Genomic DNA, 23,416 nt, shown 5'->3' on the forward strand with positions numbered 1-23,416 from the left:
CACCCCATGAAGCCGTCGATCCTCCTTTCCGTACTCGTGCTGGCGTCGGTGCAGTGGCCCGCCTGGGCGCAGCAACCCGCCACGGCACCCGCGCGCAATGCACAGAGCCAGGAGCGCCCGCTGGCCGCCCGCGTGCTGGACGACCGGACGGCCAGCGAATGGGGTCTGCAACGGCAGGAATGGGAACGCTACCGCGAGCTGATGGACGGGCCGCTGGGTATCTACTCGCCCAACCTGGACCCGCTTTCCGCCCTGGGCATCGAGGCACGCACCGACGAAGAGCGGCGGCGCTACGCAGAACTGCAGGTGCAGGTCGAAGCGCGCCGCGTCGAGAAGCTGCTCGCCTACCAGCGCGCCTACGACGAAGCCTGGCAGCGTCTGAATCCGGGCATGCAGCGCGTGAACCTGCCTGATGACAAGCCGGGCGCTGTCGCCACGCGCGGCAGCGGCCGCATGGCGGTGTTCGTCAAGGACGGCTGCGCCGCCTGCGGGCAGCTCGTGCAGCGCCTGCAATCCTCGGGCGCGGAGTTCGACCTGTACATGGTGGGCAGCCGCCAGGACGACGCGCGCATTCGGGACTGGGCCAAGCGCGCGCAGATCGACCCGGCGCGCGTGCGGGCCGGCAGCATCACGCTCAACCACGACAGTGGCCGTTGGTTGGCGCTCGGCCTGTCCGGTGACTTGCCCGCCGCCGTGCGCGAGGTGAACGGCCAATGGCAGCGCCAGCCGTAGCCGCCCGCGTATCGCAGTTCTTGCGCGCACTGGTGCTCGCCGCTGGCCTGTACACCTGCACGGGCCATGCCCAGGAGGTTCCGCCACCGGCCTACCAGCTTGCCGCCCAGCGCGCAGGCATCCCCTCGACGGTGCTCTACGCCGTGGCCTTGCAGGAGAGCGGCCTCCGGCGCAACGGGCGCATCGTCCCATGGCCGTGGTCCCTCAACGTCGCCGGCCAGTCCCGCCGCTTCGCCACGCGGGCCGATGCCTGCGCCGGCCTGCAGCAGGCGATGCGCGCCACGCCGCACACGCGCATCGACGCGGGCCTGGGCCAGATCAACCTCGGCTACCACAAGCACCGCTTCACCAGCGCGTGCGACCTGCTGGACCCGTACCGCAACCTCGCCATCGCCGCCGAGATCCTGAAGGAGCAGCACACCTCCGGCGAGGACTGGCTGCTGGCGATCGGCCGCTACCACCGTCCTGCGGGTGGCGAGCCCGCCGCCCGCTATCGGCGCAGCGTGTCCCGCCACCTTGCCCGCGTGCAGGGCGCACGCCCAACCGCCGCGGTCCTCGCCGCGCGCCAGGAGACCTCCCCATGACGAAACCCCATCCGGCCCATCTCGCATTCACGGTCCTGCTCGTGCTGCTGGCAGGCCTGCCGCTGGCCTCGCGTGCCGGCGAGCCGCTGATCGTGGTCGAGGACCATGGCGGCACGTCGGCGCTGCCGTACTACGAGGCCCTGAACCTCCAGCCGCGCGCCAACGCGCCGGCCCGGCCACCCATCCCGACGCCCCGGGTTCCCGCCACGCCAGCGGACGAAGCCGCGATGCTGCCGGTGCGCAGCACCAAGCTCACGCCCGGCACCGTCGCGCGGCGCGTGATCGAAGCGCCCGGCCTGCGGCCGTTCGCGGTCATCGGCGACGACGAGGCTTCCCGGGCCTGGTTGCAGCGGCGCGGCGCGGCTTTGCGCGAACGCGGCGCGGTCGGCCTGGTGGTCAACGTCGAGACCGTGCAGGGCCTGGCACGGCTGCGTACCCTGGCGCCGGGCGTGCCCCTCGCGCCCGTGGCCGGAGACGACCTGGCCGATCGCCTGGGCCTGCGGCACTACCCGGCGCTGATCACGGCCACCGGCATCGAGCAATGAAGCCATGTCGGGGAAACAGCCGGTCGAGGTTCTGCTACGTCCAGCGGTGGAGCTATACACCGTCGCGGCGTGTGCAGGCGCCGCGTTTCTGTGCCTGGTGGCCCCATGGTCGCTCGCGCTGAGCCCAGCGATGGGCGTCGGCAGCGCGCTGGCGTTCGGCGCCTACGGCGCAATCCGCTATCGCGATGCCCGCGTCATCCTGCGCTACCGGCGCAACATCCGCCGCCTGCCGCGGTACGTGATGACGAGCAAGGACGTGCCGGTCAGCCAGCAGCGGCTGTTCGTGGGGCGCGGGTTCCTCTGGGAGCAGAAGCACACCCATAGGCTGATGCAGACGTACCGGCCGGAGTTTCGCCGGTACGTGGAGCCGACGCCGGCCTACCGGCTGGCGAGGCGCCTGGAGGAACGGCTGGAGTTCGCGCCGTTCCCGCTGTCCCGGCTGCCCGCGCTCACGGGCTGGGACGTGCCCATGAATCCGGTGCGCCCGCTGCCGCCGGTCGGCGGCCTGCCGCGGCTGCATGGCATCGAACCCGACGAGGTGGATGTCAGCCTGCCGCTGGGCGAGCGCGTCGGGCATTCGCTGGTGCTGGGCACCACGCGCGTGGGCAAGACGCGGCTCGCCGAGTTGTTCGTCACCCAGGACATCCGCCGCAAGAACGCCGCGGGCGAGCACGAGGTCGTGATCGTCATCGACCCCAAGGGGGATGCCGATCTCTTGAAGCGGATGTACGTCGAGGCCCAGCGCGCGGGCCGCGAAGGCGAGTTCTACATCTTCCACCTGGGCTGGCCGGAAATCAGCGCCCGCTACAACGCCGTGGGCCGCTTCGGCCGGATCTCGGAAGTGGCGACGCGCATCGCGGGGCAGCTCTCCGGCGAAGGCAACAGTGCCGCTTTCAGGGAGTTCGCGTGGCGGTTCGTCAACATCATCGCGCGCGCCTTGGTGGAACTGGGGCAGCGCCCGGACTACATGCTGATCCAGCGCCACGTCATCAACATCGACGCGCTGTTCATCGAGTACGCCCAGCACTATTTCGCCAAGACGGAGCCCAAGGCCTGGGAGGTGATCGTCCAGATCGAGGCCAAGCTCAACGAGAAGAACATCCCCAGGAACATGATCGGGCGCGAGAAGCGCGTCGTGGCGCTGGAGCAGTACCTCTCCCAGGCGCGCAACTACGACCCGGTGCTCGACGGCTTGCGCAGTGCCGTCCGCTACGACAAGACCTATTTCGACAAGATCGTCGCATCGCTGCTGCCGCTGCTGGAGAAGCTCACGAGCGGCAAGATCGCCCAGCTTCTGGCACCGAACTACTCCGACCTGGCCGACCCACGTCCGATCTTCGATTGGATGCAGGTCATCCGAAAGCGCGCCATCGTCTATGTGGGCCTGGATGCGCTCTCCGACGCCGAGGTCGCCGCCGCAGTCGGCAACTCGATGTTCAGCGATCTCGTGTCGGTCGCCGGCCACATCTACAAGCACGGGATCGACGACGGCCTGCCGGGTGCATCGGCCGGCGCGCGCGTGCCGATCAATGTCCATGCGGACGAATTCAATGAACTCATGGGTGACGAATTCGTGCCGCTGATCAACAAGGGCGGTGGTGCCGGGCTACAGGTTACCGCGTACACGCAGACCCTCTCGGACATCGAGGCCCGCATCGGCAACCGGGCCAAGGCCGGCCAGGTGATCGGAAATTTCAACAACCTGTTCATGCTCAGGGTCAGGGAGACCGCCACGGCCGAACTGCTGACCCGGCAGTTGCCGAAGGTCGAGGTCTATACGACCACCATCGTCTCGGGCGCCACCGACAGCTCGGACATCCGTGGGGCGACGGATTTCACGTCGAACACGCAGGACCGGATCAGCAGCACCAGCGTACCGATGATCGAGCCGTCGCATGTCGTCGGCCTGCCCAAAGGCCAATGCTTCGCGCTGCTGCAGGGCGGCCAGCTTTGGAAGGTGCGCATGCCGCTGCCGGCGCCGGACCCGGACGAAGTGATGCCGGCGGACTTGCAGCAACTCGCGGGGTACATGCGCCGGAGCTACAGCGAGGCCACGCAGTGGTGGGAGTTCACCAGTTCCCCGGCCTTGCAGGATGCGTCCTTGCCCGACGATCTGCTGGATGACGCCGCTCCGGCCGAGCCTGGCGCGGTGGTCACCGGCGCCGAGGACAGCGCAGGCAACGAGGCATCGCCATGAAGGATGCCGCCTCAACCGCGCAACGGGAGCAGAACCAGCGCCAGGGCCTGATCGTCGGCACCATCACCTTGCCGTTCCGGCTGCTCGGGGTGCTGATCGGCTCGCTGCTGTTCTCGATCGTGGTGGAGTGCGTCGGCATGCACTTGTTCTGGAAGGATCAAGGCTGGCGGCATTCCCAGCAGATGCTGCAGTACGAGCTGGGGCACCTGTCGAACCACTTCACGCGCAGCGTGGTCGTGCAGGAGCCAGGGCGTACAGCACACCAACTGGTGGATACCGGCTACGAATGGGTGTTCGTGCGCTCAGGCTTGCTGGAGCGCACGAGCCAGACCGCAGAGCGCGCCCGTGCGCCCAGCCAGGGCAAGAGCCAGGACGGCGTGCGCAACTTCCGCTACTACATCAGCCAGGTCTATGTCTGGGCCGAGAGCTACCTGATCGCCGCAGCCTTCACGACGCTCACGTTCCTGGTGCGCCTGCTGGTCCTGGTGCTCACGCTACCGCTGATCCTTACCGCGGCCTTCGTCGGCTTGATCGACGGGCTGGTGCGGCGCGACGTGCGCCGGTTCGGCGCGGGCCGCGAATCGGGCTTCATCTACCACCGTGCGAAAGCCTCGTTGATGCCGCTAGCCGTGCTGCCGTGGGTCACCTACCTCGCGCTGCCGATTTCGGTGCATCCGCTGGTGATTCTGCTGCCCAGCGCGGCCTTGCTGGGACTCGCGGTGAGCCTGACCGCGGGCAGCTTCAAAAAGTACCTCTAAGCCATCAATCCGGTCATCCGCAGGTTCCTATTGTTTGCGGCCTAAAACAGCCCTGATCTCCACGATCAACCCATTGCTGATCACACAGGAATGGCGCGATGGTGGCTTCGATCTGGCTGCGCGCCGCGCATCGCGGCGTGCCCAATTTTCTCGTGACGGCCCTCGTGCTGGGGCAGTCCCCGATGGCGTTGGCCGAGTCCCCGGCGCAGCGCCAGGAACTGATCGCCGCGCTGCGCCAGCTCGACGCGCTGGAGCGCACCGTCGCGGACAGCGCCGCGCATACCCCCATCACGCCGGGCGAGCGCTACCACTTCGACTACCCGAGGCTGTTGGCTGACCTGGCGCGCGTGCGCGCTGGCATCCGAGCCCATCTCACACCGTCGCGCGCCCAGCCGCGCGACCCCTCCGAACTGGCCGGCGACTACCGCACCGAGCGGGCGTCCGAGCCGCTGCCGGCGACGACTGCGGAGGGCAAGCCATGAACGGCGCACAGGTCTCGGCATTTCAAGCCAACAGCGGCATCGCGCCTTCCGCGATGGCGACCGTCCTGGTCGGCGTCGTGTTCGCGGTCCTGCTCGTGTGGGGCGTCTGGGCCATCCGAACGGCCTACGTGGGGTGGTCCGAGAGCCGCCTCAACCAGCGCCAGTTCCTCGGTGTCTGCATCCGCTTCGTCGCGATGTACCTCGTCCTGACCTTCTTCCTCCTCTCCTGACCTGAAAGGCCTGACCATGCCAAACCGCATCCTCACTTCCCGTCTCGCCCAGCGGGCCGCCGTGGCCCTGGGCGCCACCGCGCTGCCGGCGCTGTCGTTCGCGCAAGGTCTGCCGCAGTTGGAGAACCCGACGCGCGGCACCGGCAACGGCATCATGGAGACGATCCGCAACTACGGCTACGACATCATCATGCTTGTGGCCCTGCTGGTGGTGGCGTCGATGTTTATCGGCGTCTGCTACCACGCCTACGGCACCTACGCGGAGATCCACACCGGCCGCAAGACGTGGGGCCAGTTCGGCCTCACGGTCGCCATCGGCGCCGTGCTGCTCGTGATCGGCATCTGGCTGCTCACCGAAGCCACCGGCATCCTGTAAGTGAGGTCGGTATGTCCGAGCAGCAGCACGTCCGTGCGGACGGGACCGTGACGTTCCTTCCGCATCGGCTCAACCGCCACCCCGTTGTCGTGCGCGGCCTCACCGCCGACGAGCTGTGGATCTGCTGCGGCTTGTCCGGCGCCGCCGGCCTGCTGGTCGGCGCGCCGTTGTCCTGGATGTTCCGCACGATCGCGCTGGCGCCGACGTTCGTTGTGCTGGGCGTGGCGCTGGGCGTGTTCATCGGCGGCGGCATCCTGCGGCGCCTGAAGCGCGGGCGCCCCGACACCTGGCTGTACCGGCAACTGCAATGGCGCATCGCCACGCGCCATCCGCTGATGGCGGGCTGGGTGGGCGGCCATGTGCTGATCTCGCGCTCCGGCTTCTGGACCACCCGCAGGTCTGCTTCAAGGGGTGCGCGATGAGCCGCTTCAAGAACGAGATCGCTCACCTGCAGGCGCACATCAAGACGCTTCGCCTGGGTGCCGGCGCGCTGGTCATCGTCGCCCTCGTGATGGGCGGCGGCTGGTGGAGCGCGCCACGCGATCTGACCATCCATGTCCCGCCCGACCTGCGCTCCGGCAGCACCCGGAAATGGTGGGAGGTGCCGCCCGAATCGGTCTATGCGTTCACGTTCTACGTGTTCCAGACCCTCAACCGTTGGCCCACGAATGGCGAGGAGGACTATGCCCGCAACCTCCACACGCTCTCGCCGTACCTCACGCCGTCCTGCCAGGCCTTCCTGCGCGCGGACTACGACTACCGCCGCAGCACGGGCGAGCTGCGCCAGCGCGTGCGCGGCATCTACGAAATCCCCGGCCGCGGCTACGGCGACGACCCTACGGCGCGCGTGCGCACGGTCTCCGATCGCGACTGGGTGGTGACGCTGGACATCACGGCGGACGAGTACTACGGCGCGGAGCAGGTAAAGCGCGCCCTGGTGCGCTACCCGGTGAAAGTCACCAAGGTGGACATCGACCCCGCACGCAACCCCTTCGGCCTGGCGCTCGACTGCTACGACGGCACGCCCCAGCGCATCAGCACCCCGGAACCGACGCGCCCGGCATCCGGCGGTCTGTCTCCGCACGCGCCTCAAGGAGGAAATACCCCATGAAGCACCCTGTACTCATGCTGCTGGGGCTGCTGGCCGTGGCTGCGTTCCCCGCCGCTCAGGCGGTGGAGATCCTGCGCTGGGAACGCATGCCGTTGGCGGTGCCGCTGAAGGTCGGCCAGGAGCGGATCGTGTTCATCGACCGCAACGTCCGCGTCGGAGTGCCTGCGGGCGTGGGCGAACGCCTGCGCGTACAGAGCGCAGGCGGCGCGGTGTACCTGCGCGCCAGCGAGCCAATCGAGCCCACGCGGCTGCAATTGCAGGACGCCGACACCGGCGCGCTGATCCTGCTGGACATTGCGGCCGAGGCGCCCAAGGACGGCGAAGCCGAACTGGAGCCGGTGCGCATCGTCGAGGACAGCAGCACTCCGGCTCGCTATGGCGATCAGTCCAACGGTGCCGAGGCCCCGGCGCGCGCCCAGGACCAGTCGGGTGCGCGGCCGGCGCGGCGCGAAACCCCCATCCCCGTGGTGCTGACCCGCTTCGCCGCGCAGAGCCTTTACGCGCCGCTGCGCACCGTGGAGCCACTGCCGGGCGTCATGCGCATCAACCTGCGCCGCGACATGGACCTCGGCACGCTGATGCCGACATTGCCCGTGCGCGCACTCGCGCTCGCGTCGTGGCGTCTGGAAGACCAATGGGTGACGGCCGTGCGCCTGACCAATACCAGCGCCGGCTGGGTCACGCTTGATCCGCGTGTGCTGCAGGGCGATTTCCTGACGGCGACCTTCCAGCATGAGGCGCTCGGGCCGCACGGCGTGCCCGAGGACACGACCGTCCTGTACCTGGTGACGCGCGGGCACGGCTTGGCGCAGTCGCTGCTGCCGGCCATTCACCGCTTCGACCCAGCCGTGCATCTGCCGCAGCCAGAAGCCGAAGCCACCGAACGCAAGGAGGCCGATCATGCGCAGTAACGGACTCCTGAAGTGGCTGATGATCCCCGTCGCCATCCTGGTGCTGTTCGTCGGCATCCGCCTGTTCTCGGGTGGAAGCACGTCGGCGCCGCCCGCTAGCGATGCCGGCGCCCAGCTCACGCCAGAAGAAATGAAGGCGTTGGGCATCGAAGGCGATACCCCGCGCGACACCGTGGCCACGCTCGTCGCCCAAGTGAAGCAGTTGCGCACCGAGCTTCAGACGGCGCTCTCGGACAACAAGTCCCAGCGCGAAGAGAACCAGCGCCTGCGTCAGCGCGAGAACTCGATCGACCAGCGCATCAACTCTGCGCTGGAGTCCGAGCGCTCCAACCTGCGGCGCGACCAGGAGCAGGCGGCCAGCACGCGCCAGCAGACCGAAGGGCTACTCGCCGACCTACAGCGGCGCCTGGACAGCATTGGTGGGCGCGGTGGCAGCCATGCCGATCTGCCCGTGGGCCTGGGGCTGCAGGGGGGCGACGAGGCCGGGATGGAAGGCGGCATGCGCTGGGTTGAACCGGATGACGCGAAGCCTGCCGAGGGACGCAACAGGGGGCGCGGCACGGCTGGCGGCATGAGCTTCCCGACGAGCTTCGGCCCCGAGCAGAGCACGTTGCAAACCACGGCGGAAACCGTGGCGAACGCCGGGGCACGCGCCGCGGGCGTCAAGACCGCAAAGCCCGTCTATACCGTCCCCACGAACTCCACGCTCATGGGCTCGGTGGCGATGACAGCGCTGATCGGGCGTGTGCCGATCGACGGCACCGTCAACGACCCGTACCCCTTCAAGGTGCTGGTGGGGCCGGACAACCTCACGGCGAACGGCATCGACATTCCCGATGTGGCCGGCGCCGTGTTCAGCGGCACCGCCTCGGGCGACTGGACGCTTTCTTGCGTGCGCGGCCAGGTGCGCAGCATCACGTTCGTCTTCAACGACGGCACGATTCGCACGATCCCCGAAGACCGCGAAGGAAACCAGCAGAACAACCAGCAGCGCGATGGCTTGGGCTGGATCAGCGATCCCCACGGCATTCCTTGCGTCAGCGGCGAGCGGCGCAGCAACGCCCAGCAGTACCTCGGCTCGCAGGCCCTGATCACCGCGGCCGGTGCCGGCGTGGCCTCGCTCATCGAGAGCGACAGCGGCCGCATGTCCTATGTCGGCTCGGACGGCTCCATCGGCACCGTGGGCATCAGCGGCCAGGAGGCGGTCGGCCAGATTCTGGCGGGCGGCGTGCGGGACATGTCGGCCTGGGTCAACAAGCTCTACGGCCAAGCGTTCGCCGCCGTCTATGTCCAGCCCGGCGCGAAGGTCGCCGTCCACCTCGAAAAGCCGCTCGCCATCGACTTCGATCCCGAAGGCCGCAAGGTCGATCACCGCACAGGAGAAAGCCATGCTCTCGAACTTGAATAGCTTGGCCCGTGGCCTGGCGCTGGTCCTCGCCGTCGCGGCGCTCGCCGGCTGCGCCACCAGCAAGGAAAAGCTGCTGACCCACGGTGACCGCACGATGATGGACATCTGGCAGCAGGAGGCCGGGGACGGCGGTGGCGCAGCCGGACGGAACGCCGGCGGCCAACTGCTCGATGCGCGCCAGAGCCTGCGTCGGCCGCTGACCGACGCCGATATGCAGGCCGCACCTGCCGAGCAGATGCGCTACACGCGCACCGCGCGCAACGAGGTCCATCGCCAGTTCCAGCGCCTGCCCAATCCCGATCTCGTGATGTACGTGTACCCGCACCTGGCCGGCACCGATCCCGTGCCGGTGCCCGGCTACACGACCGTCTTCCCGCTGTACCAGCGCATTCAGTACGCGATGCCGGGTGAGCGCGTGGAGGACTACTGATGCGCTGGAAACTTCCCTGGCCTAAGCCGGCCGCGCTGAAGCTGGCCGCATCCGGCGCTGGTGATGACGAGCAGCCGGACGGCTGGCAGCGCCACATTGAGGCCTTGCGCCAAGCCGGCATCCCCGAACCCGGCTCGGCAGTCCGGGGCCGCAAACCGGCGACGGAGGCCGACGAGCAGGCGCTGTACGAGGTCGCACCGTCCTTCGTGGAACTGCTGCCCTGGGTCGAGTTCTTGCCCGAGTCAAGGTCCATGTTGCTGGAGGACGGCCAATCGGTGGCGGCCTTCTTCGAGCTGGTGCCGCTGGGGACCGAGGGCCGGGAACCGGGCTGGCTTGCCCACGCCCGCGACGCCTTGGAGAACGCGCTGCAGGACAGCTTCGATGAGCTGGACGAGAACCCCTGGGTGCTCCAGCTCTATGCCCAGGACGAGCCGAGTTTCGACCAGTACATGCAGACCCTGCGTGACTACGTGCAGCCACGTGCCCGCGGGACAGCGTTCACCGAGTTCTACCTGCGCTTCTTCGGCCACCATCTGCGTGCGGTGGCCAAGCCCGGCGGCCTGTTCGAGGACACGGTGGTCACGCGGCTGCGCTGGCGCGGGCAGACGCGGCGCGTGCGCATGGTGGTCTATCGACGTGCCACCGGGCAGGCAAGCCGCCGCGGCCAGACGCCCGAGCAGATGCTGAACATCGTCTGCGACCGCCTGTGTGGCGGGCTGGCGAACGCCGGCATCCAGGCACGGCGCATGGTCGCAGCCGACGTCCACGACTGGCTGCTGCGGTGGCTCAATCCGCGCCCCGCGATGCTCGGGCCCAGTACAGAGGACCGGGAGCGCTTCTACGCACTGGCGCGCTACCCGGACGAGACTGAGGCCGGCGAGATCGAACTGGCGAGCGGGCGGGATTTCAGCCAGCGGCTGTTCTTCGGCCAGCCACGCTCCGACGTGGAGCACGGCACCTGGTACTTCGACGGCATGCCGCACCGTGTGCTGATCACCGACCGGCTGCGCATGCCGCCCGGCACGGGACATCTAACCGGCGAGACCCGCAAGGGCGATGCGATCAACACGCTGTTCGACCAGATGCCGGAAGACACCTTGCTTTGTCTCACGATGGTTGCCACGCCCCAGGATGTCCTGGAATCGGATCTGAACCACCTGGCGAAGAAGGCCGTGGGCGAGACGCTGGCGTCGGAGCAGACGCTCAAGGACGTGCATGAAGCCCGCTCGCTGATCGGCAGCGCGCACAAGCTCTACCGGGGCACGCTGGCGTTCTACCTGCGCGGGCGCGACGAGGCGGAACTGGATCGGCGCGGCCTGGACCTGGCGAACGTGATGCTCAACGCTGGTTTGCAGCCGGTGCGAGAGGATGATGAGGTGGCGCCGCTCAACAGCTACCTGCGCTGGCTGCCGTGCTGCTACAACCCCGGCAAGGATCGGCGCCGGTGGTACACGCAACTGATGTTCGCCCAGCACGCGGCAAACCTGTCGCCGGTGTGGGGCCGTGCCCAGGGTACGGGGCATCCAGGCATCACGATGTTCAACCGCGGCGGCGGGCCGATCACCTTCGATCCGCTCAATCGCCTGGACCGGCAGATGAACGCCCACCTGTTCCTGTTCGGCCCGACGGGTTCCGGCAAATCGGCCACGCTCAACAATCTGCTGAACCAGGTCACGGCCATTTATCGGCCGCGCCTCTTCATCGTGGAAGCCGGCAATAGCTTCGGCTTGTTCAGCGACTTCGCCAGGCGCCTGGGCCTGACCGTGAATCGGGTCAAGCTGGCCCCCGGATCGGGCATCAGCCTAGCGCCGTTCGCCGACGCGCGCCGGCTGATCGAAACGCCCAGCGATGTGCAAACGCTCGATGCCGATGCGCTGGACGAAGACCTGCCACCCGATGCCTCAGCCATGGAGGCGGACGAACAGCGCGACGTGCTGGGCGAACTGGAGATCACGGCGCGGCTGATGATCACTGGCGGCGAGGACAAGGAGGAAGCCAGGATGACGCGCGCCGACCGCTCGCTGATCCGCCAGTGCATCCTCGACGCCGCCGAGCACTGCGTGGCCGAGAAGCGCACGGTGCTCACGCGCGACGTGCGCAATGCGCTGCGCACCCGCGGCCAGGACCCGACGTTGCCCGAGATGCGGCGCGTGCGGCTGCTGGAGATGGCGGACGCGATGGACATGTTCTGCCAAGGCACGGACGGCGAGATGTTCGACCGCGACGGCACGCCGTGGCCCGAGGCCGACATCACGCTGGTGGATCTCGCGACCTATGCCCGTGAGGGCTACAACGCGCAGCTCTCGATCGCGTACATCAGCCTCATCAGCACGGTGAACAACATCGCGGAGCGTGACCAGTATCTCGGCCGCCCGATCATCAACGTGACCGACGAAGGCCACATCATCACGAAGAACCCGCTGCTCGCGCCGTATGTCGTGAAAATTACAAAAATGTGGCGCAAGTTGGGCGCCTGGTTCTGGCTGGCGACGCAAAACATCGACGATCTGCCGCGCGCCGCAGAGCCCATGCTCAACATGATCGAGTGGTGGATCTGCCTGTCGATGCCGCCGGACGAGGTGGAGAAGATCGCACGATTCCGCGAACTCTCGCCGGCGCAGAAGGCGCTGATGCTTTCGGCACGCAAGGAAGCGGGCAAGTTCACCGAGGGCGTCATCCTCTCCAAGAGCATGGAGGTGCTCTTCCGCGCCGTGCCGCCGAGCCTGTATCTCGCGCTCGCGCAGACCGAACCCGAAGAGAAGGCCGAGCGCTACCAGCTCATGCAGCAGCACGGCGTCAGCGAGTTGGATGCCGCCTTCAAGGTGGCCGAGAAGATCGACCGGGCACGCGGCATCGAGTCGCCGGCCCTGGCCCTGCCCTGAATCTGCCGTGCACCGGAGAACGCCATGGAACAGAAACGCTCATCCATTCCGATGCAGGTCCAGGCGTTCCGCCGTCGGCGCTGGCGGGCCCGCTGGCCATGGGCGTTAGGCGCAGTGCTGGTTGCGCTGCTGCTGATCTGGCTCGTGTCCCGTTCGCCAGGCGAGTCCACGCCCCAAACCTCGGCGCCTGTCAGCGAGACGCAGGTGGCCGGGCCTCCTTGGCAGATGGGCAACCCGGCAGGTCGTTTCACGCTGACGCTCTACGCGGACCTCGAATGCCCGTTCTGCCGGTCCTATTTCCCTGTCCTCAAGCGTTGGGTAGCCGGCAATGCGGACGTGGCCTTGCAATGGCACCACCTGCCGTTGGCCGCGCATGAGCCGGCCGCGTCCGCCGAAGCGCGCTTGGTGGAATGCGCGGGCGAAGCCGGCGGCCATCCCGCCTTCTGGCAGGCTGTCGAGTGGGTCTATGTCCACACACACAGCGACGGCCAGGGCTTGCCCGAAGACCTGCGCCACCCCGCCCTGACGCCAGCCATCGAACAGTGCATTGCGAGCGAGCGGCCCGACGCGGCGATTCGTACCCAAACTGCGGAAGCCACGAACAGCGGCGTGACCGCCACGCCGTCGCTGCGGCTGCACGATCGCGAAACCGGCAAGGCGATCCTGCTGCAGGGCCCGATCGAGGGCGATGCCTTGCTGTCGGCCATGGACATGCTCGCGGCCGGCGATCCCGCCGCCACACCCACATCGGAAATGCCTGCCGACGTCGTCGGCGACATGCCCAGGTAGCCCCGGTCTTCAAGGCTACGGCGCAGTCCGCTGCGCTGACCACAACCCCGTTCGCCTCGCATCCTGGCCGCGAACGATCACCGCTGCCGCGGTGATGGATGCACCTTGTTCGTTCCCCAGGAGGGCTTGCCCTCCCAGGGCGAGTGCCCTCCGATCTCACCGTCTGGAGGTTCGCCATGTCTTTCGCCGTCAATGACTCCTGCCTGGAGTCGCTTTCCGCCATCGCTGCCCAACACGAGGACTGGATCATCCAGCAAGCCATCGTGCTGCTGGAGAGACGGGTCTTCAAAGCTGGACCGTGCCTCAGCCAACCGGCCGCTGTACGGGACTACCTGCGTCTGAAACTGGTCGCTGAGCCCAATGAGATATTCGCCGCTGTGTTCCTGGACAGCCTGCACCAGGTGCTGGCCTACGAGCCGCTGTTCAGGGGCACGATCAACGCGACTTCGGTCTATCCGCGTGTCGTCGTGCAGCGTGTGCTGGAGTTGAATGCCGCCGCGGTGGTCTTCGCCCACCAGCATCCTTCGGGCGTCTCCGAGCCGTCCAGCGCGGATCGCATGCTGACCCAGCAACTGCAAGCCGCGCTGGCGCTCATCGATGTGCGGGTACTGGACCACATCATCGTCGGCCAGGGTGCCCCGTTCTCCTTTGCGGAATCCGGCCTGCTGTAGCAATGGCACCGGCTCCTTGATCCACGCGGAGGCTTCGGCCTCCGCTTTTCATTGGCGCAAGACAAGCAGGTATGCGGGCAGTCCGCGATGCGCATTGTTTGTTGGGGCCGCATGGCGTTCGGCGTTTGACTATGGCCCTTGACAACTCTTGGGGGCGCTCGACATGCCAGCATCTTCATCCAGGTTCGCATCGGGCTGGCGAACCCTTGGCCTGGCCGTTGCGCTGCCGGCTTCCCTGGCCGTGTTCAGCCCGGCCAGCTTCGCCGCCGATGTGGTGATCATCACCGACAGCCGTCACCCGGTCAGGACCATGGGTGGCGAGCAGCTGATCGAGCTGGATGAAGCGCCCCGGATCGAAGCGGAGCTTTCTGCGGCGCTGCCCGCCGATCCCGGACAGGCAACAGCCATCGTGAAGCGCCGGCTGAGCCAGGGGGGCGCTGACCTCCAGCGTCGCATCGCCACCGCATACCAGGGCGTTGCCGACGCATGGAGCCTGGGCATCACCACCATTCCGGCTGTCGTGGTGGATCAGCGCTACGTGGTCTATGGCGAGCCTGACGTGGCCCGCGCCATCGCGCGCATCGAACAGCACCGGAGGGCCGAACCGTGATCCGCTCATTCGACCTTCTGCGCCGCATGCGGGCTGCCGTCACCTCCGTGCTGCTGCTCAGCGCCACGGGCAGCTACGCCCTGAACACGGCGACCATCGTGGGTTCAGTGGCTTCGCCCGATTGCCTGGAGTACCGGGTGGTGGGTATCTGCTACTGGCTCTACTGCACCTGGACCGGCTGCACGGTGCGCACGTCCGTCAAGGTCAGGCACTACATCCCCGATGCGGTGGTTTCGTCCTACTCGAACACCGGCGAGAACCCCTGGGTCGAAGTGCGCGCCATGAGCACGCCCAACCCTTCGGCCCAGGCCGGCGGGGACGGCACCACCAATGAAGATCACGAAAACAATCTCGCGAAGTTCAAGAACGCGGACGTCATCGGCCACCCCGGCGTCGAGGTGTTCAACCAGTTCGTCTCGTCCTCGGGCTATTTCTGCGAGGGCGCAGGCACGGCCTTCATGCCGTACCTGCTCAGTACGCTGGACACGCCGGCCTGGCGCTACAACGTACCGGAGATGGTGTACCCGGAGGCATTGATCCCGGGCATGCGCGAGGTCGGCGCGCGCTCGACCCTGAACCTCTGGGGCAACGTCTATCCGCGCGGCGGCTTCCTGCACCAGACGGACGACCACAAGGCCGGTGCCGTGGTGGCCCAACGGGCCGGCGATGTGGTCACGCGCCGCGGGCAGATCCACGTCTATCAGCCGCTGCTCGCCAACTCCCGCGATGGCTACTGGCCGGCCGGCGCGCTGATGGAGGGCGATGCCTCGACCGGCAAGTGGCAGGAACTCACGCCCGTCCTGTCCTCGTCCTGCACGGTCTTCCCGCGCAACGGCTTCCTGACACAGGCCCAACAAGGCGACTACGCCTGGGCGTTGTGGCGGCCCTATGCGTGCTGCGAACGCCGGGGCCAGGTGTTCCTCGGCAGCGTCGATTTCTATTGAGGGTACGGCGATGAAGCGTCCTGAACTGATGAACCCATCCGCCAAGGTTCGCCGCCCGCTGCGCCCCACGGCGCTAGCCGGCGCGCTCGCCCTGGTCTGTGGCCTCGCGTGGGCGCAGGCCGGCTTCCAGACCAGCGGCCCCGTCATCGGCGATGAGGTCATGTACTCGATCGGCGGTGGCAGTGCGGTGTCCATGGGCCGCGCCGCTGGCATGCGTTCGATCGGGGTCGGCCTGGGTTGGAACAGCAACCTCATCTGCGGCGACATGAGCATCCAGACCACGCTGCGCAATCAGCTCAATGGGATCACGAATGGGTTCCAGCAGATCATGAGCAACGTGATCCAGAGCGCGACCAGTGCCGTGGCATCGCTGCCGGCGCTGATCATCCAGCGTGCCGATCCGGGGCTGTACAACCTGCTGACCAATGGTGTGCTGCAGGCGAGGCTGGATTTCGACCGCTCCAAGCTGACGTGTCGCGCGATGGCCGAGAAGATGGCCGAGACGGCGGGCGGCCAGCTCGGATGGAGCCAGATGGCGGAAGGCATGGCGCTGCGCGATGCGGTGTCGAGCACGGATGCCGTATCGGCGATCGAGCAGGCCGAGACGCGCCGCGGCAACGACGGCGTGCCCTGGGTGGGCGGCAGCAATGCCGGCGGCGCGGGCCAGTCGGCCATCCGGGTGGTCGGTGACGTGACGCGGGCGGGCTACAACCTGGTCAACGGGCGCAGCGTGACTGACACGTCCTCCATCGCGCCCGCCAGTTGCGCGAGCCTGTCCTGCCAGACCTGGACGTCGCCGCAGCAGGCGACCGAATGGGCGACGCGGGTTCTCGGGGAACAGGTACAGCGCACGTGTGATTCCTGCACCAAGACCGAGACCGTGCCTGGCGTCGGGCTGACGCCGCTGATCCAGGAGGAGTACGAGACCAAGCTGGAGGCCTTGCAGGAACTGGTCTCTGGGACGCGCAACACGACGTTCGAGAACCTGCATGCAGCCGGCAGCACCTCGCTGCCCATTACACGCGGCGTCATCGAGGCGCTGCGCGACGAGCCAGACCAAGACCTGCTGGCGCGACGTCTCGCGTCCGAGGTCGCGTTGTCGTCCGTGCTGGAGAAGGCATTGCTGCTCCAGCGGACCCTGCTGACCGGCAAGAAGGAACCCAACGTGGCGGCCAACCAGTTGGCGGTCGAGGCCGTGAACCACGAGAGCGACACGCTCGATCAGGAGATCCGCAACCTCAAGACCGAACTTGAACTGCGGCGCGAACTGGCGAACAACTCGCCCATGGCCATCATCCAGCGCCACGGGACGCGCGCGGCCGGCTCGCGCGGCATCTACGAAGGCGACCCGGTGCCCGACCGCCTCGATCGGTTGCAGCGGGGCAACCCGGGAGGCACGCCATGAACGCGGCCTGGCTGCGCCCGCGCTGGCTTTTCAGCCGGCGCGCGGCAAAGGCGCTGCTCCTGGCGGTGGTCATCATCGCCGCGGCCGTGGGCGCCAATCTCGTCGGCATCTACCTCGTCGGCAGCGTTGCCGGCTGGGAGCGGTGGCTGGCTGCCAGCGCGGGCTACTTCCTGGTGTGGCGGCTGTGCCTGTACGGCGCGACGGTCTATGGCTGGGTCTGGATGCGCCGCCGGCTGCTGGCCCGCGAGGAAGACGCGCAAGCGCGGCGACGCCTGGTGCGCAGCGAGATCGCCGGCGTCGTCGCCATCGTGGCGCTGGAAGCCAGCCTGCTGATGCAGAGCTGAAGAGGGAGCCGCGCCATGACGCTTTTTACGACCGACTACCTGGAGTACTACCTGACGCTGGTGTCCTGGATCGTCAACAACGGCATCTGGGCGGTGCTGGTGTCGAGCGGAGTATTCGCGCTGCCGTTCGTCGCCATCATCGTGCAGGAGTGGTTGAAGGCCCGTGCGGAAGGTGCCGACGAAGGCAACAAGGGCGTGCTCTCGGCTGCGCGCATCGAGAACCGGGTCTTCGTCGCCATCGTGGTGGTGATGTTCGCTGGCATCCCGTTCATCGACGTGGACCTCAACACCATCCAGTACGACAGCTCGCGCTCGGCCCAGTGCCAGGTCAGCGTGCCGCAGCCCACGGATACCGGCTGGTCGCAGTCCTTCAGCACCATCAACAACCAGTCGGCGAAGGTGCCGGTCTGGTGGGCTTTCATGCACGCGCTCTCGCGCGCCGTCACGAGCGCCTCGGTGGCGGCGATCCCATGCGGCACGGACCTGCGGCAGATGCGCATGGAGATCGACGCGACCCGCATTGACGACCCGGTACTGGCTCAGGAAGTAGCGGATTTCTCGCGGGATTGCTATGGGCCTGCGCGGGCCAAATTGTTCATGCAGCGCCCTCAGCTTGATGAGCAGCAGATGCACGACGTGACCTGGATAGGGTCGAGGTTTTTCACGGACACGGGCGGCTACTACGACACCTACCGCTCAAGCACGCCGCGCGACGACTGGCCCTACGACAGCACCCGCGATGCGGGGCTTGCACAGGTGGGCAGCGGTGGCGGCTACCCGACCTGCAGGCAGTGGTGGGCCGATGGCGGCAATGGCCTGCGGGCACGCCTGCTGGGACAGGTGGACCCGAACCTGTTGAATCGCCTGGCAGGCTGGGCCGGGTTCCTGAGCAGGGCCGAGGTGGACGACTCGGTGATCCGCGCCATCGCGTCACCGCGGCAACAGAAATTGAACCAGGGTAGCGTCTATACGGACTATGGCGGCCAGATCGACAAGACCTTGCCGAACATCGTGACGCGGGCCACGGGAGACGTTGGGATGGCCGTCGGCGCGATTGCCGCGTTTCCCGCCATGGACGTCGTGAGACAGTCTCTGCCCATGGTCCTCGCCTTGCTCAAGATGGCGCTGGTCATCTGCATCCCGCTTGTGCTGGTCGTAGGCACCTACGATCTGAAGACGGTCGTTACCGTCAGCGTCGTGCAGTTCGCGCTCTTCTTCACGGACTTCTGGTTTCAGCTTGCGCGCTGGATCGATTCGACGATCCTGGATGCGCTCTATGGCTGGGGGTTCGGCTGGAATCGGCCGCACACCAACTTCGACCCGCTGGTGGGGCTGAACAACGCCTTCGGAGACATGCTCCTGATGTTTGTCACGGGCACGATGTTCATCGTACTGCCTACGTTCTGGATCATGGCCTTGGCTTGGGCGGGCGTTCGTGCCGGCAACGTGTTGCAAGGCCTCGCAGGAGCCACCGGAGATGCCAAGGCTGCTGGCGGAAGGGGAGGAAGCATTGCGATCAATGCAGTGTCGAAGAAGTGATCGCTGCTAGTCGTCCTCGACATGAGGATCAATGCGGAAACCGTCGTAGGTGTATAGGCCGAATCCTGCTGGTCCGTTTCGCCACTCTGGCTCGGGCAACTCCTCGCCCAAGTCGGTGTTGCGGGCCATCCAGGCAACCACCATGACGCACACCATCACCAGGGCCAGCCAGAAGGTGGTGTACAGCAGCACCCCGAGCGCAGCCAGCTTAACCATCCACACGAGCGCGGTGGCTCCAGCCGTCGGCATGCCCTTGGAAACCAACCAGTTCGACGCCCGCCGTTCACAGCGCGCGTAGGCACGCCATCCGCGGCCAAAGGCGCGGCCGAGGCGTTCTGCGGTGCTGGTGCGAGTCGTGGTGTTCATGGTCGTCTCCTACTGCTGAGGGATGCCTATTTCAGTTTGGTCCATTTCATTCTGTTTAGGGCTTCAATGTGTTCTCTTGCTGCTTCAGGACGCTTCGTCATCCGGTTCCAACGGGCCAGGGTCGGGCTCCACGCCGATGCGGTATGTAGCAACGAAACGCGGCCAGTCCACATGGTCAACGAGATCGATGTCCTCGATGACACTGACCTTCGCGCTGGCACGCTCGAACAGCGCGATGCTCTTGGCGGGATAGTTGTTGCGCGACGGATAGAGCACCCCGTCGAACAGCACCTGGCCGTCATCTCCAAGCATCGCATGCACCTGGGCCGACACCTGCTGCGTGTGCGTGTAGTCGCGGCTGGCCAACTGCTCCAGGTTCAGGCCGAAGTAGCCCGCCATGACGCCCGGCGCCGTGAGGTCGGCCAGAAGCACGTCGTCCATCACGCCCACTGCGCGCACCATCCGGCTCTGGACTTCTTTCAGCGCGATCGAGCGCTTCGTGTCCGCAAGCCACTGGTGCTTATGAAACACCGACTCCATCAGCGCCGTGGGCAGGTCGCGCCCCAGGTAGAGCACCCCGTAGGCCTGGGCCGGGTCATCGTAGCGATTGGTGCTGCTGCGGCCATAGTACAGCGGGCTGCCCCGATAGACGACGCGGCTCACATGCTGGAGCAGCTCACCGGCATCGATCAGGAACGAAGGCAGCTCGTGGCTCATGGCGATCTCGCTTCAATGCACCTGAACGCCCAGCACGTTGAACACGGCCTCGGCCACGTCGTCGATCGTGCCATGCGTCACCGCATCCACTGGCGAGCGGCCGCCCAAGCCTTCGAGCGGTTCGGACAGTGCGCGGTAGATCGTCCAAGGGTCGATGCCCTCGACCTCCTGAAGCACGGTTTGGGTCAACTGCTGCTTCACCGGGTCGAGCTGCCAGTCGGGCAGTTTCTGGCCTCGCGGCCCCACGTTCAGCGCCAGCAGCCGACGGGCGAGGATGTCCTTGTAGATCTGCTGGCGCGACTTGTCCGCCAGCTTGGCGTACTCCGCGGGCGGCAGGTTGTGCGGCTGGTTGAAGGTTTCCAGCAGCACGGCGCGGCCTCGCTGGACGTCGGTTTCAGTCGGCGCCCAGCGCGTCTCAGCGCGCAGCGCAGCCGTCTTACGCTTCAAGGCGTGCTCCACCGTTTCACCTTCGAGGTTGGCTGGCAGCTTTACCGCCTCCACGCGCTCGTGAATGAACGCCTGCAACTCGGCCGCGAAAGCCGGCGCATCCCGGATTTCGACGGTATCCGCGAAGCGGCGCACATCCTCCACGGTGACACGCGGCAGACGGTCGGCAATGAATTCAATGGCGGTGGGCATGGTCATCTCCCAGGTAGGTTTGAGACAGGACTTACTCTAGTCGCCTTTGTCGCATTTGTCAACTTTGACGCCTAGAGAGCAACCTACCTGGCGAAAACAGCGTCTCCGCAGCATAGGCCGAGGCCAGCGGCTGGTCGCCGCGCAATCCATTCGTGCGGGTTCCACATTGACGCTGGAACCGCAACCCAGGCCCCGCTATACCGAAACGGTTAAAGGCCAAAGGGCCGAAACGGCAAGGGAATGGGGTGCAAGGGGAAAGGCCCTACCTCGAAAAGGCAAAAAGGCCTCCCGGTCGGCCCGCCACAGGACACCCGCATGCTCTCCCTGTTCCAGCGAAAACGGCCCCCGGTCGCCGGCGCGCCACCGCCAGCACCCGCCACCGTCCTCCCGAAAGGGTTGATGCGGCCCGAGTCGGCCGCATCGCTGCTGGCCACCCCGCGCCGGCAGAAGCTGCTGGAGCACATTTGGCAGCGCACCTCGCTGTCGCGCAGGCAATTCGCCACGCTGTACCGAGCGCCCCTGGAACGCTACGCCGAGCTGGTCCAGGCCTTCCCGGCCTCCGAGGCGCATCACCATGCCTATCTGGGCGGCATGCTCGACCACGGCCTCGAAATCGTCGCCTACAGTCTGAAACTGCGGCAGTCCCATCTGCTGCCCATCGGCGCCAGCCCCGAAGACCAAGCGGCACAGTCCGAAGCCTGGACCGCCGCCGTCGCCTACGCCGCGCTGCTGCACGACATCGGCAAGATCGCCGTCGATCTGCACGTCGAGCTGGCCGACGGCAGCATCTGGCACCCTTGGCACGGCCCGCTGCGCCAGCCATACCGATTCCGCTACCGCGACGATCGCGAGTACCGCCTGCACAGCGCCGCGACAGGTTTGCTCTACCACCAACTGCTCGACCGTGAGGCCCTGGACTGGCTCAGCGGCTATCCGTCCCTGTGGGCACCACTGCTCTACGTCCTGGCCGGGCAGTACGAGCACGCCGGCGTACTGGGCGAACTTGTCGTGCAGGCAGACCGGGCCTCGGTGGCCCAGGAGCTGGGCGGCGATCCGGCCCGCGCCATGGCTGCGCCCAAGCACGCGCTGCAGCGCAAGCTGCTCGACGGGTTGCGCTACCTGCTCAAGGAACAGTTGAAACTGAACCAGCCGGAAGCCTCCGATGGCTGGCTCACCGACGATGCCCTGTGGCTGGTGAGCAAAACGGTCTCGGACAAACTGCGTGCGCACCTGCTGTCCCAAGGCGTCGATGGCATCCCTGCGAACAACACCGCGGTGTTCAACGTCCTCCAGGATCACGGCATGTTGCAGCCGGCGCCCGACGGCAAGGCTATTTGGCGCGCGACCATAACCAGTTCCACCGGCTGGTCCCACTCGTTCACCCTGTTGCGCCTCGCTCCTGCGCTGATCTGGGAATCTGGCGAGCGACCGACGCCTTTTGCAGGCACGGTAGCGATCGACGCGGCAGTCGCCGAAAACGACGCCGAGGCGCCGAAAATGCCGCCTGCGGCCATGGCGAAGGCAGCCCCGAACGGTCAGAAACTTCCATCTTGGGAAGGCAGTAGTACCGTCACCGCCTCACCGCCTAAGGCCCAGCCCGTGTCCGATGTCATGGAGGACATGCTGGCAATGGTGAGCACGAGCGGCTCGCCTGGTGCCGAGCAGGATGTGGAGCCGGTTGCACAGAGAAGCTACCCCGCAGACCCCAGCACTCCTATGCCAGCGACTGCCGCAGTGCTTCCTTCGCCACCACCATCTACTGCTAAACCACCCCTAACAGCAGCGCCCCCGTCAGGCGAACATTTCATGATGTGGCTGAAACAGGGAATTGCTTCGCGCCGGCTCATCATCAACGACGCAAAAGCGCTCGTGCATTCCGTGAATGACACGGCCTACTTGGTCAGCCCAGGTGTGTTCCAGCGCTACGTCCAGGAGCACCCTCATGTCGGCACGCTGGCACGGCAGGACAAGATGCCGGATTGGCAGTGGGTGCAGAAGCGCTTTGAGAAACTGGGGTTGCATCGAAAGCACGACAGCGGCTTGAACATCTGGATCTGTGAAGTCACCGGGCCGCGCAAGTCCCGGAAGCTGCATGGGTATTTGCTGATCGATGCGAATTGGTTGTTCGATGCAGTACCACCCAACAATCCTTATCTCAGAGTTACGCAAGAGATTTGAGCATGGAGTCCTACGTGGCGGTGAGATACGGTAGAGTTCGCCTTGGTAGGTTAGCGGCTAGCCAAGGTGTCCAGCACAAAGTCAGCGCGTTGCGCCACTCTGATCTTGGGCAACCGCGATACCGCATAGCCCAGCGCTGGATAGGTGCGCTGAAGCCGCTCGAATTCAGCCCGCGCTTCATCCATGCTGTGACGGCGTTCTTCGTCCTGCACATAGATTTCAGGCCACGGCGGGGCCAGAAAGATGCGCGAGTGGTAGCGATGCGACTGGGCAATCGTGTCCAGAATAGTAGTGCCGTCCAGTGCCTGGGGTGCTGCCGCCGCGTCGATCAGGCCACGGTCGAAGAACACCCATTGCGTATTGCTGCGTGGCGCATTGGCATGGTTGTCTAGCGCAAGGTCGATGGCCCCGCGCAGGAAGGCCGTCATGTCGAGCCACGGCAGGGCCTGGCCGCCCGTGCGTGTTTGTTCCTGAACGATACGCCGTCCAGGCTCCTCAATTACGGCATCCCTGGATTTCCATTCAACCCCCACAAACGAGAACGACGATCAACTATCTCCTGAAAGGC

At 66.6% G+C, this 23,416-nt stretch carries 26 protein-coding genes; 22 read left to right on the top strand and 4 right to left on the bottom strand.

Annotation, left to right across the window (positions count from 1 at the left end):
- The first annotated feature begins 6 nt into the window (after window positions 1-6).
- The 21 genes from ACVOMB_RS02105 (at window position 7) to ACVOMB_RS02205 (ending at window position 18,948) form a co-directional block, all read left to right on the top strand.
- Window positions 7-732: a TIGR03759 family integrating conjugative element protein gene (locus tag ACVOMB_RS02105; RefSeq protein ID WP_013520775.1), complete on the top strand. Its 726-nt coding sequence runs from the start codon at window positions 7-9 to the stop codon at window positions 730-732.
- Window positions 714-1,316, top strand: coding sequence for a transglycosylase SLT domain-containing protein (locus ACVOMB_RS02110; protein WP_013520776.1), 603 nt, complete (start codon window positions 714-716; stop codon window positions 1,314-1,316). The genes ACVOMB_RS02105 and ACVOMB_RS02110 overlap by 19 nt, the downstream gene beginning before the upstream one ends.
- Window positions 1,313-1,861, top strand: coding sequence for an integrating conjugative element protein (locus ACVOMB_RS02115; protein WP_013520777.1), 549 nt, complete (start codon window positions 1,313-1,315; stop codon window positions 1,859-1,861). Before ACVOMB_RS02110 ends, ACVOMB_RS02115 begins: the two co-directional genes overlap by 4 nt.
- A gap of 4 nt (window positions 1,862-1,865) precedes the next feature.
- Complete coding sequence (gene traD / locus ACVOMB_RS02120; RefSeq protein ID WP_013520778.1) at window positions 1,866-4,058, top strand: type IV conjugative transfer system coupling protein TraD; 2,193 nt, start codon at window positions 1,866-1,868, stop codon at window positions 4,056-4,058.
- A complete protein-coding gene (locus tag ACVOMB_RS02125) occupies window positions 4,055-4,816 on the top strand; it encodes a TIGR03747 family integrating conjugative element membrane protein (RefSeq protein WP_013520779.1) in 762 nt (253 codons plus the stop codon). Before traD ends, ACVOMB_RS02125 begins: the two co-directional genes overlap by 4 nt.
- A 98-nt stretch (window positions 4,817-4,914) precedes the next feature.
- Window positions 4,915-5,298: an integrative conjugative element protein, RAQPRD family gene (locus ACVOMB_RS02130; RefSeq protein ID WP_013520780.1), complete on the top strand. Its 384-nt coding sequence runs from the start codon at window positions 4,915-4,917 to the stop codon at window positions 5,296-5,298.
- Window positions 5,295-5,528: a TIGR03758 family integrating conjugative element protein gene (locus ACVOMB_RS02135; protein ID WP_013520781.1), complete on the top strand. Its 234-nt coding sequence runs from the start codon at window positions 5,295-5,297 to the stop codon at window positions 5,526-5,528. Before ACVOMB_RS02130 ends, ACVOMB_RS02135 begins: the two co-directional genes overlap by 4 nt.
- A gap of 16 nt (window positions 5,529-5,544) precedes the next feature.
- Window positions 5,545-5,904 carry a TIGR03745 family integrating conjugative element membrane protein gene (locus ACVOMB_RS02140; RefSeq protein WP_013520782.1) on the top strand — a complete coding sequence of 120 codons (360 nt, stop codon included), beginning with the start codon at window positions 5,545-5,547 and terminating at the stop codon, window positions 5,902-5,904.
- Window positions 5,905-5,915: 11 nt separating this feature from the next.
- Window positions 5,916-6,326, top strand: a complete 411-nt coding sequence (locus ACVOMB_RS02145) for a TIGR03750 family conjugal transfer protein (RefSeq protein ID WP_013520783.1) — start codon at window positions 5,916-5,918, stop codon at window positions 6,324-6,326.
- A complete protein-coding gene (locus ACVOMB_RS02150; RefSeq protein ID WP_013520784.1) occupies window positions 6,323-7,015 on the top strand; it encodes a PFL_4703 family integrating conjugative element protein in 693 nt (230 codons plus the stop codon). The genes ACVOMB_RS02145 and ACVOMB_RS02150 overlap by 4 nt, the downstream gene beginning before the upstream one ends.
- A complete protein-coding gene (locus ACVOMB_RS02155) occupies window positions 7,012-7,926 on the top strand; it encodes a TIGR03749 family integrating conjugative element protein (protein WP_013520785.1) in 915 nt (304 codons plus the stop codon). The genes ACVOMB_RS02150 and ACVOMB_RS02155 overlap by 4 nt, the downstream gene beginning before the upstream one ends.
- Window positions 7,916-9,334 (top strand): TIGR03752 family integrating conjugative element protein, encoded by a 1,419-nt coding sequence (locus tag ACVOMB_RS02160; RefSeq protein ID WP_013520786.1) that lies wholly within the window; start codon window positions 7,916-7,918, stop codon window positions 9,332-9,334. The genes ACVOMB_RS02155 and ACVOMB_RS02160 overlap by 11 nt, the downstream gene beginning before the upstream one ends.
- Window positions 9,315-9,764 carry a TIGR03751 family conjugal transfer lipoprotein gene (locus tag ACVOMB_RS02165; protein ID WP_003050109.1) on the top strand — a complete coding sequence of 150 codons (450 nt, stop codon included), beginning with the start codon at window positions 9,315-9,317 and terminating at the stop codon, window positions 9,762-9,764. The genes ACVOMB_RS02160 and ACVOMB_RS02165 overlap by 20 nt, the downstream gene beginning before the upstream one ends.
- On the top strand, window positions 9,764-12,646 hold the full coding sequence (locus ACVOMB_RS02170) for a conjugative transfer ATPase (protein ID WP_003050106.1): 2,883 nt from the start codon (window positions 9,764-9,766) through the stop codon (window positions 12,644-12,646). The genes ACVOMB_RS02165 and ACVOMB_RS02170 overlap by 1 nt, the downstream gene beginning before the upstream one ends.
- Before the next feature lie 24 nt (window positions 12,647-12,670).
- Entirely contained in the window at window positions 12,671-13,435 is a 765-nt protein-coding gene (locus tag ACVOMB_RS02175; RefSeq protein WP_003050104.1) for a DsbA family protein, read from the top strand.
- A 176-nt stretch (window positions 13,436-13,611) separates the two neighbouring features.
- Window positions 13,612-14,106, top strand: a complete 495-nt coding sequence (locus tag ACVOMB_RS02180) for a JAB domain-containing protein (protein WP_003050103.1) — start codon at window positions 13,612-13,614, stop codon at window positions 14,104-14,106.
- A gap of 163 nt (window positions 14,107-14,269) precedes the next feature.
- A complete protein-coding gene (locus tag ACVOMB_RS02185) occupies window positions 14,270-14,716 on the top strand; it encodes a TIGR03757 family integrating conjugative element protein (RefSeq protein WP_013520787.1) in 447 nt (148 codons plus the stop codon).
- 26 nt (window positions 14,717-14,742) lie between these two features.
- On the top strand, window positions 14,743-15,660 hold the full coding sequence (locus tag ACVOMB_RS02190) for a TIGR03756 family integrating conjugative element protein (RefSeq protein WP_199917180.1): 918 nt from the start codon (window positions 14,743-14,745) through the stop codon (window positions 15,658-15,660).
- Between the two features lie 10 nt (window positions 15,661-15,670).
- On the top strand, window positions 15,671-17,065 hold the full coding sequence (locus ACVOMB_RS02195) for an integrating conjugative element protein (protein WP_003050095.1): 1,395 nt from the start codon (window positions 15,671-15,673) through the stop codon (window positions 17,063-17,065).
- Complete coding sequence (locus ACVOMB_RS02200) at window positions 17,062-17,409, top strand: hypothetical protein (RefSeq protein WP_003050094.1); 348 nt, start codon at window positions 17,062-17,064, stop codon at window positions 17,407-17,409. Before ACVOMB_RS02195 ends, ACVOMB_RS02200 begins: the two co-directional genes overlap by 4 nt.
- Window positions 17,410-17,424: 15 nt before the next feature.
- Entirely contained in the window at window positions 17,425-18,948 is a 1,524-nt protein-coding gene (locus ACVOMB_RS02205; RefSeq protein ID WP_003050092.1) for a conjugal transfer protein TraG N-terminal domain-containing protein, read from the top strand.
- A gap of 6 nt (window positions 18,949-18,954) precedes the next feature.
- Here the strand turns inward: ACVOMB_RS02205 and ACVOMB_RS02210 are convergent, their stop codons facing one another.
- The 3 genes from ACVOMB_RS02210 to ACVOMB_RS02220 form a co-directional block, all read right to left on the bottom strand.
- Window positions 18,955-19,314, bottom strand: coding sequence for a DUF3742 family protein (locus ACVOMB_RS02210; RefSeq protein WP_003050090.1), 360 nt, complete (start codon window positions 19,312-19,314; stop codon window positions 18,955-18,957).
- 84 nt (window positions 19,315-19,398) lie between these two features.
- Entirely contained in the window at window positions 19,399-20,031 is a 633-nt protein-coding gene (locus ACVOMB_RS02215; protein WP_003050087.1) for an RES family NAD+ phosphorylase, read from the bottom strand.
- A gap of 12 nt (window positions 20,032-20,043) precedes the next feature.
- A complete protein-coding gene (locus ACVOMB_RS02220; protein ID WP_003050085.1) occupies window positions 20,044-20,670 on the bottom strand; it encodes a hypothetical protein in 627 nt (208 codons plus the stop codon).
- 315 nt (window positions 20,671-20,985) lie between these two features.
- Here ACVOMB_RS02220 and mobH point away from each other — a divergent pair, with 315 nt between their 5' ends.
- On the top strand, window positions 20,986-22,848 hold the full coding sequence (gene mobH / locus ACVOMB_RS02225) for a MobH family relaxase (RefSeq protein ID WP_003050081.1): 1,863 nt from the start codon (window positions 20,986-20,988) through the stop codon (window positions 22,846-22,848).
- A 50-nt stretch (window positions 22,849-22,898) separates the two neighbouring features.
- Here the strand turns inward: mobH and ACVOMB_RS02230 are convergent, their stop codons facing one another.
- Window positions 22,899-23,381, bottom strand: coding sequence for an AAA family ATPase (locus ACVOMB_RS02230; RefSeq protein ID WP_013520789.1), 483 nt, complete (start codon window positions 23,379-23,381; stop codon window positions 22,899-22,901).
- Window positions 23,382-23,416 lie beyond the last annotated feature (35 nt).

This window comes from Stenotrophomonas sp. STEN018, from assembly GCF_056760235.1.

Bases quoted from the DNA above. Each gene is read 5' to 3' on its own strand.
- ACVOMB_RS02180 (WP_003050103.1), top strand. From the start codon at position 13,612: ATGTCTTTCGCCGTCAATGACTCCTGCCTGGAGTCGCTTTCCGCCATC.
- ACVOMB_RS02110 (WP_013520776.1), top strand. From the start codon at position 714: ATGGCAGCGCCAGCCGTAGCCGCCCGCGTATCGCAGTTCTTGCGCGCA.
- ACVOMB_RS02150 (WP_013520784.1), top strand. From the start codon at position 6,323: ATGAGCCGCTTCAAGAACGAGATCGCTCACCTGCAGGCGCACATCAAG.
- ACVOMB_RS02210 (WP_003050090.1), bottom strand. From the start codon at position 19,314: ATGAACACCACGACTCGCACCAGCACCGCAGAACGCCTCGGCCGCGCC.
- ACVOMB_RS02165 (WP_003050109.1), top strand. From the start codon at position 9,315: ATGCTCTCGAACTTGAATAGCTTGGCCCGTGGCCTGGCGCTGGTCCTC.
- ACVOMB_RS02140 (WP_013520782.1), top strand. From the start codon at position 5,545: ATGCCAAACCGCATCCTCACTTCCCGTCTCGCCCAGCGGGCCGCCGTG.
- ACVOMB_RS02200 (WP_003050094.1), top strand. From the start codon at position 17,062: ATGAACGCGGCCTGGCTGCGCCCGCGCTGGCTTTTCAGCCGGCGCGCG.
- ACVOMB_RS02160 (WP_013520786.1), top strand. From the start codon at position 7,916: ATGCGCAGTAACGGACTCCTGAAGTGGCTGATGATCCCCGTCGCCATC.
- ACVOMB_RS02190 (WP_199917180.1), top strand. From the start codon at position 14,743: ATGCGGGCTGCCGTCACCTCCGTGCTGCTGCTCAGCGCCACGGGCAGC.
- traD (WP_013520778.1), top strand. From the start codon at position 1,866: ATGTCGGGGAAACAGCCGGTCGAGGTTCTGCTACGTCCAGCGGTGGAG.
- ACVOMB_RS02170 (WP_003050106.1), top strand. From the start codon at position 9,764: ATGCGCTGGAAACTTCCCTGGCCTAAGCCGGCCGCGCTGAAGCTGGCC.
- ACVOMB_RS02155 (WP_013520785.1), top strand. From the start codon at position 7,012: ATGAAGCACCCTGTACTCATGCTGCTGGGGCTGCTGGCCGTGGCTGCG.
- ACVOMB_RS02115 (WP_013520777.1), top strand. From the start codon at position 1,313: ATGACGAAACCCCATCCGGCCCATCTCGCATTCACGGTCCTGCTCGTG.
- ACVOMB_RS02215 (WP_003050087.1), bottom strand. From the start codon at position 20,031: ATGAGCCACGAGCTGCCTTCGTTCCTGATCGATGCCGGTGAGCTGCTC.
- ACVOMB_RS02130 (WP_013520780.1), top strand. From the start codon at position 4,915: ATGGTGGCTTCGATCTGGCTGCGCGCCGCGCATCGCGGCGTGCCCAAT.
- ACVOMB_RS02145 (WP_013520783.1), top strand. From the start codon at position 5,916: ATGTCCGAGCAGCAGCACGTCCGTGCGGACGGGACCGTGACGTTCCTT.
- ACVOMB_RS02105 (WP_013520775.1), top strand. From the start codon at position 7: ATGAAGCCGTCGATCCTCCTTTCCGTACTCGTGCTGGCGTCGGTGCAG.
- ACVOMB_RS02220 (WP_003050085.1), bottom strand. From the start codon at position 20,670: ATGCCCACCGCCATTGAATTCATTGCCGACCGTCTGCCGCGTGTCACC.
- ACVOMB_RS02175 (WP_003050104.1), top strand. From the start codon at position 12,671: ATGGAACAGAAACGCTCATCCATTCCGATGCAGGTCCAGGCGTTCCGC.
- ACVOMB_RS02135 (WP_013520781.1), top strand. From the start codon at position 5,295: ATGAACGGCGCACAGGTCTCGGCATTTCAAGCCAACAGCGGCATCGCG.
- ACVOMB_RS02185 (WP_013520787.1), top strand. From the start codon at position 14,270: ATGCCAGCATCTTCATCCAGGTTCGCATCGGGCTGGCGAACCCTTGGC.
- mobH (WP_003050081.1), top strand. From the start codon at position 20,986: ATGCTCTCCCTGTTCCAGCGAAAACGGCCCCCGGTCGCCGGCGCGCCA.
- ACVOMB_RS02125 (WP_013520779.1), top strand. From the start codon at position 4,055: ATGAAGGATGCCGCCTCAACCGCGCAACGGGAGCAGAACCAGCGCCAG.
- ACVOMB_RS02195 (WP_003050095.1), top strand. From the start codon at position 15,671: ATGAAGCGTCCTGAACTGATGAACCCATCCGCCAAGGTTCGCCGCCCG.
- ACVOMB_RS02205 (WP_003050092.1), top strand. From the start codon at position 17,425: ATGACGCTTTTTACGACCGACTACCTGGAGTACTACCTGACGCTGGTG.